Raw genomic sequence first — 4229 nt, forward strand, 5'->3', positions numbered from 1 at the left:
TTGGTCAGGAAAGTCACGAGATTGGTCAATGATAAACGAAGTAAATTTGAATCCTGAGAAAAAAGAAGAAATGCGGGCGGCATAAAATTTAACTTGAGGCGACAACTAACTTGAAAAACTCCGGTAATAGGTCAGCAAGAACAATCCTACGATTCGACGATTAAATCTATTAACAGTCTTAAAAGTGACTTGGACAATGCTAGGCAGCATCCTTTTGTCAGCGCACCGACAATGCGTAAAGTTGACTCTGTGTTTAATAGCTTATGCGAGGAATTGTTACGCAACAAAGAATTTCATACAAGGCGAATATCGAATGATGAGATAAAGGATTCACTATCAAAAATATTTGAAAATAGGGTCGGCGAGCCTTTTGAAAAAGAAAAATTAGAGAAGTTGATAATTGAAGGCGAAGAACGCTATAGACAAAAGATTCCGCCAGGATTTAAAGATGGATCAAAATCCAAGGATTCTGAGGTATTTTCTGACAAGTGTCGCGAGTTTGGTGATTTGATAGTTTGGAAGCAAGTTTTAGAGCACTCTATTGAAGTTGATAAAGGTATCGTACTTGTTACTGATGATAAGAAAGAAGATTGGTGGGAAAAGTTCAAAGGCAAGACGGTTGGCCCCCGTCCTGAGTTGGTGAAGGAGTTTAAGGATAACGCTAAAAATACCTTTCATATGTATCAAGCTGATCGCTTCCTTGAGCTAGCTAGGGAAAATCTTGGTGAGCAGGTTAGCCCAGAGATTGTTGAAGAGATTCGTGAAGTAAGGCGCCGAGATAGAATGGCGTTTCGGAAAAAACAAGAATATGAACTACTCAACCGCCAAAAGTCTAAGATTAATCATATGATGCAAGAACTTGAGCACACTCGTCATCAAATGATGAAACATGAAAGTGAAATGTCTTCTCTGCAAGAGAAGCGTCATATGTTAGACGCTGAAAGAATGGAGTTGAGAAAATATAGAGAAAGCTATTCAGAGGATGATCGTGAAATAGATATGGAGCCGTTCATGCGTCACTATTCAGATATAAATGAGAATTATCATTCAGTAAGAAGCAGACTAGAAGAGTCAAAAGGCAGGTATGAAGAGCTGCAGCACCGCACAATGCAGCTTGAGCATGAATTGGCTCGCCACATGAAATACATTGAACAAGAAAATGCAGCAGACTCGTAAACTCGCCGCTGATTTTGGCGTTGAGGCTGTAGAATTACTCTTTTTTAAGAAAAACAGCCCGTTTTATGGGTTCCAAATGCATTACCTAATGCTTTAAACACGCTTAGAGTTAATTTCAGGAGCTCGTTTTTTAATTGAATGTGGCTGTTGGAGTTATTCTACAGCCTCGTTAGGCGCATTAGTGTCGCGGGTAGAATTAATAAGTATATAAATTGTAAGGACTAAAATGATTTCATCTAATGAGTTACTAAAAAATCTTTACCAAAAATCATTAAATGATTTTCAGTGTTTTACTGATAAATTTAGTGAAGAATGTCTTCATGGTCCATTATTGATTAATCCAAAAGCATATTACGGTCAAGAAACAAAGTTACTGATCATTGGTCAGGAAACCTATGGTTGGGCATCAGAATATACTGATATAAATGCGCAAATCTCATGCTATGAAGAATTTAATGTAGGTAAAAACTATGTTAGTTCACCATTTTGGAACGTGACAAGAAAAGTAGAGAGGCTACTTAACATTGAGCCTTATTCATGTGCTTGGTCAAATTTGAATCGCTTTGATCATAATGGAGGCTCTCCCGTTGGTGATGTTGAGCTTGAAATGCCACAGTTTGACAGAATCCTAGTTGATGAAATTAAAATTCTTAAGCCAGATATTTGCCTGTTCTACACGAATCATAAATACGACTGGAGATTAAAGAATATTTATGACGGTTTGCTGATGGAGGATATTCACGGATTGCCTACGAAACATTTCTGCAAGCTTTCGCACCCAAATTTACCGTTTAAAAGTTACCGAACTCCTCATCCAAAGACAATGAGAATGCAAGGGTGGGAAAGTCAGTTCATAGAGTATCTAATAAATATAAATGGAGTGTAATTCGCCTAACAAGGCGTTTAAAAATCGGAAAAAATACAGTTGGTTATTTTCACTCCGTTCAACATTGTAACCAACTATATTTAGCCGTTTAACGCGGAGTTGCCTCCGTTGGCGTTTAACCAAGGCGATAATTGTGACTATATCGAGTGTGATTTTATTTTGTTGTACATTGATGACCCCTCTTATTATTTTATATACTTCTTTGTATTATGAAAAACGAAACGCAGTAAAAGTGGTCTCGTATTATAATCATTTGGTAAAAACTCGTTTGCGAGGCGAAGAGCTTAGTTCAGTCATAATCATGGAACTAGATCCAGTCAATAGAATTAAATTTACTATGGGCATGATTAAATTTATTCCTTACCTTCCATTTGCTAACTTGATGAAACATCTAAAAACCTCGCTGGAAAAAAGTGAAGTGTTTGTTAAAAAGTGCAATGAAAATGATGGTTTTATTCATGAAGCTAGTGTTCAAGACTTGGTATCTCAAAGGGCAGCTTGTTTACAGTTCTATTTTATTGCTGAACTACTCACTTGTAATTCAATTCGATATCGAATCATTTACAAAAAGTGGAGTGAGGATTCTTCGTATTATTGGGAGTACTGGAAGAAAAAAATTCTAGACTTAATCATAGTTAAGAGGCAAAAGGCATAACAAACAATTTAAGCGTGGCTCACACCTTAATTGGGCGGTTACCGAACGGCAGTTTTTGGCACTTAAAACTCAAAGGGGTCACCCATTAGAAAGTTCCGGTCAAGCAGGCAGCTGTGTTTTCTTGATCTTTTTATTCAAAAAACCAAGTGTTGTTACTTTTTAAACTCACTTTAAATATGACTATGCATCCAGTAATGACGTCGATTGGTGTGAATATGCACCAGTCACCCATATGAATTTAGGCAGTTTAATTAAGCATCATTGATGATTAATTAAGGCCCTTGGCTTTCGCCTCAGTCATCGTTTAGTAAATAAAAGGGGTCAAATCTTGACTTCAGACATCAAAGGTCTAGATTTATAGTTTACTATTCATTGAGTGAATTACTATGTCTAGGCCGCTGCGAATAGAGTATGAAAATGCGTTTTATCATGTAATGAATCGAGGGAGAGGGCGCGAAAATATCTTTTTAAGTGATAACGACTTTAAGTATTTTTTACATTGCATTGAGCAAGCAAGTATTCGCTTTAATATTGAAGTGCATTCATATTGTTTAATGACCAATCATTACCACCTGCTAATCAAAACCCCTGATGCAAATTTAGGCCGAGCCATGAAGCATATTAATGGCCTTTACACCCAATACTTTAATAGAGTACATAACACCGATGGTGCGCTGTTTCGAGGGCGCTACAAAGCGGTGCTGGTGGATGCTGATAACTATTTATTGCATGTTAGTCGGTATATTCATCGTAACCCAATTGAAACGAACATACCGTTGGTAGAAGAGCTTGCTAAGTATAAATGGTCTAGTTATCCAGCTTTCATTAAAAGGGGAGCGACGCCTAAATGGCTAGTCCGAGGCTTTATATTTTCGCTGCAAGGCAAAAAGCGTAAATATGCTGCTTATAAGCAATTTGTTGAATATGAAAACAATAAAGAAATAAGCGCTTTTTATAGTGCTAAAAAGTTATTGTCGGTTTTGGGTTGTGAGGACTTTATTGAAAACATAAAAGACTATATTGTTAAATCAGATAGCGAAAGAAAGCTTGTTAGTAAAAAACGCTCAGCAGATGATGTTATAGCTTACTTAGCTAAACACTTTAATGTTGAAGTTGATGAGATTATAACGGTTAAAAAGGGGCGAAAAGAGAAAAATTTACCACGCTGGTTTGCTATAAAATTATGCCAAGATTTAACGGGATTAAATTTGCAGGCATTAGCAGATGTTTTTAATGTTAAACACTATTCGGCGATATCAAAAACTGTCGGTAGATTAAATGCATTAATGATTGAAGATAAGAAGGTTGAATTGCAATTAGAAAAACTTCGAGATTGTTTGATATCTGAAGTCAAGATTTGACCCCTTTTGGTTTTTTGGCATCTTTTTTAATGGGCGAGCGATAAGGCTGCTATCGTCAAGATTACCCACTCGAATGACGCAATCAATGCTTTCTTTAATTATATCAACTCGATAATCTGCGCTGCTGATCTTTAGGCGTATGTTGGGGTAT

4 protein-coding genes are annotated in these 4229 nt (G+C 36.8%); all 4 read left to right on the plus strand.

All coding sequences use genetic code 11. From position 1 onward, the window contains the following. The first annotated feature begins 159 nt into the window (after positions 1 to 159). The 4 genes from H5154_RS22325 (at position 160) to H5154_RS22340 (ending at position 4078) form a co-directional block, all read left to right on the plus strand. On the plus strand, positions 160 to 1176 hold the full coding sequence (locus tag H5154_RS22325) for a PIN-like domain-containing protein (protein ID WP_310736632.1): 1017 nt from the start codon (positions 160 to 162) through the stop codon (positions 1174 to 1176). A 226-nt stretch (positions 1177 to 1402) separates the two neighbouring features. Continuing rightward, on the plus strand, positions 1403 to 2062 hold the full coding sequence (locus tag H5154_RS22330) for a hypothetical protein (protein ID WP_220493439.1): 660 nt from the start codon (positions 1403 to 1405) through the stop codon (positions 2060 to 2062). Between the two features lie 133 nt (positions 2063 to 2195). Continuing rightward, positions 2196 to 2717 carry a hypothetical protein gene (locus tag H5154_RS22335; RefSeq protein WP_182719668.1) on the plus strand — a complete coding sequence of 174 codons (522 nt, stop codon included), beginning with the start codon at positions 2196 to 2198 and terminating at the stop codon, positions 2715 to 2717. Between the two features lie 386 nt (positions 2718 to 3103). After that, the gene (locus tag H5154_RS22340) at positions 3104 to 4078 is read left to right on the plus strand and encodes a transposase (protein WP_182719669.1); all 975 of its coding nucleotides are present in this window, start codon (positions 3104 to 3106) and stop codon (positions 4076 to 4078) included. Positions 4079 to 4229 lie beyond the last annotated feature (151 nt).

It is taken from the genome of Pseudoalteromonas sp. SR44-5 (assembly GCF_014163675.1).
In the GTDB taxonomy this organism is placed as follows: domain Bacteria; phylum Pseudomonadota; class Gammaproteobacteria; order Enterobacterales; family Alteromonadaceae; genus Pseudoalteromonas; species Pseudoalteromonas rhizosphaerae.

What these genes read in the sequence shown, in the direction of transcription:
- H5154_RS22330 (WP_220493439.1), top strand. Translation starts at nt 1,403, where the DNA reads ATGATTTCATCTAATGAGTTACTAAAAAATCTTTACCAAAAATCATTA.
- H5154_RS22340 (WP_182719669.1), top strand. Translation starts at nt 3,104, where the DNA reads ATGTCTAGGCCGCTGCGAATAGAGTATGAAAATGCGTTTTATCATGTA.